This is a genomic window from Paenibacillus sp. 1_12 (assembly GCF_900114475.1).
Classification (GTDB): domain Bacteria; phylum Bacillota; class Bacilli; order Paenibacillales; family NBRC-103111; genus Paenibacillus_S.
In genome coordinates this window covers 1-2,420 of the sequence record NZ_FOTE01000060.1, presented here as the reverse complement: position 1 = coordinate 2,420, position 2,420 = coordinate 1, and the positions used below count along the sequence as shown (strand labels likewise).

Here is a 2,420-nt window from a genome sequence, read left to right as displayed (position 1 = left end):
ACCGCACCTTTGTTTCCGCACGCCCTTGCTACGATCCCCAATCCATCAGCTCCTACAAGTCCTCTTCTCTCACATTTACTGCAGGGTGAAATCCTGCGAATTCATGAGTTTGAGTGAGGAAACTGAATCATTTCGAGGGAGCTTAACGGCACACGTAGACTAATCCAATAAAAACATTAGGCTTATTAGTTTATAACGGCTGATAACATGGTTAAATTGCTCAGACCTATACACCTACTTCTTGGCCCTTCAGCAACAAGATGAGCTCTCACTACTTGATCCCTTGTTATGATTAGAAACATAATCGTCGGCAATGGGACATTGTCCGATAACTAAAAGAGCCCGCGGTTTACGCAGACTTCTAAGACACGCCTTATATATGGCAGTAGTATGCGGGATACGTGATGCTCGTAAAAAGAAAACGACAGAAGAAATTATCCCACGAAATAAAAGGTTAAGAGAGTTTTACGATAAGAAACGAAATGAAGGTAAACCCTTCAGGGTAGCCATCATCGCTTGTGTTCTAAATAAGCTTTTACATTGGATTTATGCATTACTAAAAAGCAAATCAGATTTCCAAGATACAGACCAAAAATTAGCTGGTTTAGTTTATCCCCCGCGCTTGAACCCCCCACTAGAAACTCATGTACACATACAACGGCGCTACCGGACGCGTCGGCTTACCTGTTTCGTACGCGGAAACTTGTTGGCAAATGTTACCGGGGAACTGGAAATATCAGTTCATAGACTCTGTCGAAATGTCTCGCATCCGTTGAATAATGCAAAATTTTGAAAGCAATTGTTCAAGGCTGTTCGCAATTGCTTTGTTGGCTTTATGTCGTTCTCGTACCAGATGTTTTTAACAACGAGCGTCCCGGCTTTTCGCTCCGCGATTACCTCGGCTCGTCCGATTAGGCTTTCTCCGTATATTAGAGGCAACACATAATAGCCGAATTTCCGTTTGATTGCAGGCGTGTAAATCTCCCAGGTGTAATCGAATCCAAACAATACGTTGATCAGTTTTCTGTCCCATATGAAATTATCTAGTGGGGCAATCAGCTCGCAGCGCCATTTCGGCGCCGGATTTTGCAGAACGGCTTCAATAAGCGGCAAGTCCTCCGCGCGGCAGTACAGTATATCCTTCAATTGTTCCACGGCAACAGCAACAATGCGAGCTTCGTACAAGAGTTGGCTGAAAACCTCGTTGCGCTGCTCCGCTTTCAATCCCCATATGTTCAGCCAGGCATCGGATGCGCGATTCCATAAAAGGCCAACAGCGCCGATTCGACGCAGTACCCGCCACTTGTGATGCTCATGCTCGCCCTCCAGCGGCTCCGGTGCATTCAGCAGATTTGGCTGTATGTACTTCCCGGCGATATCGTAATATTTACGCGTTCCTTTTTTGTGATGTATAATCAACTCGCCTGTCGAGTACATCTGCTCCAGCACCGACCGGGATGAATTGTTTCCGCTGCTCCAGTGGATGGCCGATTGCCAAGTGAAATTTCCATCCAATTTTAGATCATCCGAACTTAGCGCACCATGATTTTGGATGTGAGCCCGTACTTGCTCTATCAACGCTTCCATTTCGGGATAGCGCTTGGCATGTTGTCGGGCGGCCTGCCTGTACCGCTCAAAATACGGCCAGTCCACGACAGGAATAATGGCCAAATTCTTGTCGGGATAATCGACAAGGCTTCTATCTTGATACAGCAACTCGGCGAGCATGTTCTTGGTAAATCCTTTGAATCTCGACTGCAACACCAGTTCGGCGTTTTTTCCGCAAACATCGATGGGATCGTATTGAATACAGCCGACCTGCCGCACAAAATCCAATACTCCCTGCTTTCCGGTAAATTGATATTCGCCCAACAGCCCGTGCTTCAATAGCAGAAATTGCCGTGCCTGGCGGTTCGTCAATTGGATCATGTACACATCGGCTCCTTAACGAAACAAACGGGAGTAGCTTGCAAATGATGATGGATGGCGAGGTTGCTTATCTCAATAAAGTTACTATTTGCTTCTTTCCATAATGATGGTATCCATTGGGGAGCTTCATTAGCAAACCCCCTTCCTAATTTTCCAATAACCGAAAATTGCTCTTTTTCAATGATTTCAACCACGCCTATTCCCCCTATCCGTTGGAAAACACAAAAAAACAAACACATGTTCCCATTAAATGTTACCATTGTCTCGAGCATAAAAACAAGAGCTATTGAAAAATAACTGCCCCTAAGCTTAACGCCTATCAGTACATATGTACAAAAACCACTATTTTGTGCAGATGTCCAGTCCTCTTTTTCAGTGACTTGGGTTCGGTTGCCATTTTTTAAAATTTAGGTTTTGAAACACCGATGAAAATTTCAAAAGGTCCCGATGACCCAGACAATGTCGTGGAGCTTCATTTCCCGATAAAAAAG

At 45.0% G+C, this 2,420-nt stretch carries 2 protein-coding genes and 1 pseudogene; 1 reads left to right on the top strand and 2 read right to left on the bottom strand.

The window, feature by feature from the left end:
- Positions 1–328: 328 nt before the first annotated feature.
- Positions 329–583, top strand: a pseudogene (locus BM210_RS34105) (IS110 family transposase); the annotation flags it as partial.
- A 158-nt stretch (positions 584–741) separates the two neighbouring features.
- On the opposite strand, the gene BM210_RS34100 reads toward BM210_RS34105, so the two are convergent.
- Together BM210_RS34100 and BM210_RS34095 are read right to left on the bottom strand one after the other, a co-directional pair.
- Positions 742–1,929 carry a winged helix-turn-helix domain-containing protein gene (locus tag BM210_RS34100; RefSeq protein ID WP_091177103.1) on the bottom strand — a complete coding sequence of 396 codons (1,188 nt, stop codon included), beginning with the start codon at positions 1,927–1,929 and terminating at the stop codon, positions 742–744.
- The gene (locus BM210_RS34095; RefSeq protein ID WP_091177102.1) at positions 1,926–2,123 is read right to left on the bottom strand and encodes a hypothetical protein; all 198 of its coding nucleotides are present in this window, start codon (positions 2,121–2,123) and stop codon (positions 1,926–1,928) included. The genes BM210_RS34100 and BM210_RS34095 overlap by 4 nt, the downstream gene beginning before the upstream one ends.
- Positions 2,124–2,420 lie beyond the last annotated feature (297 nt).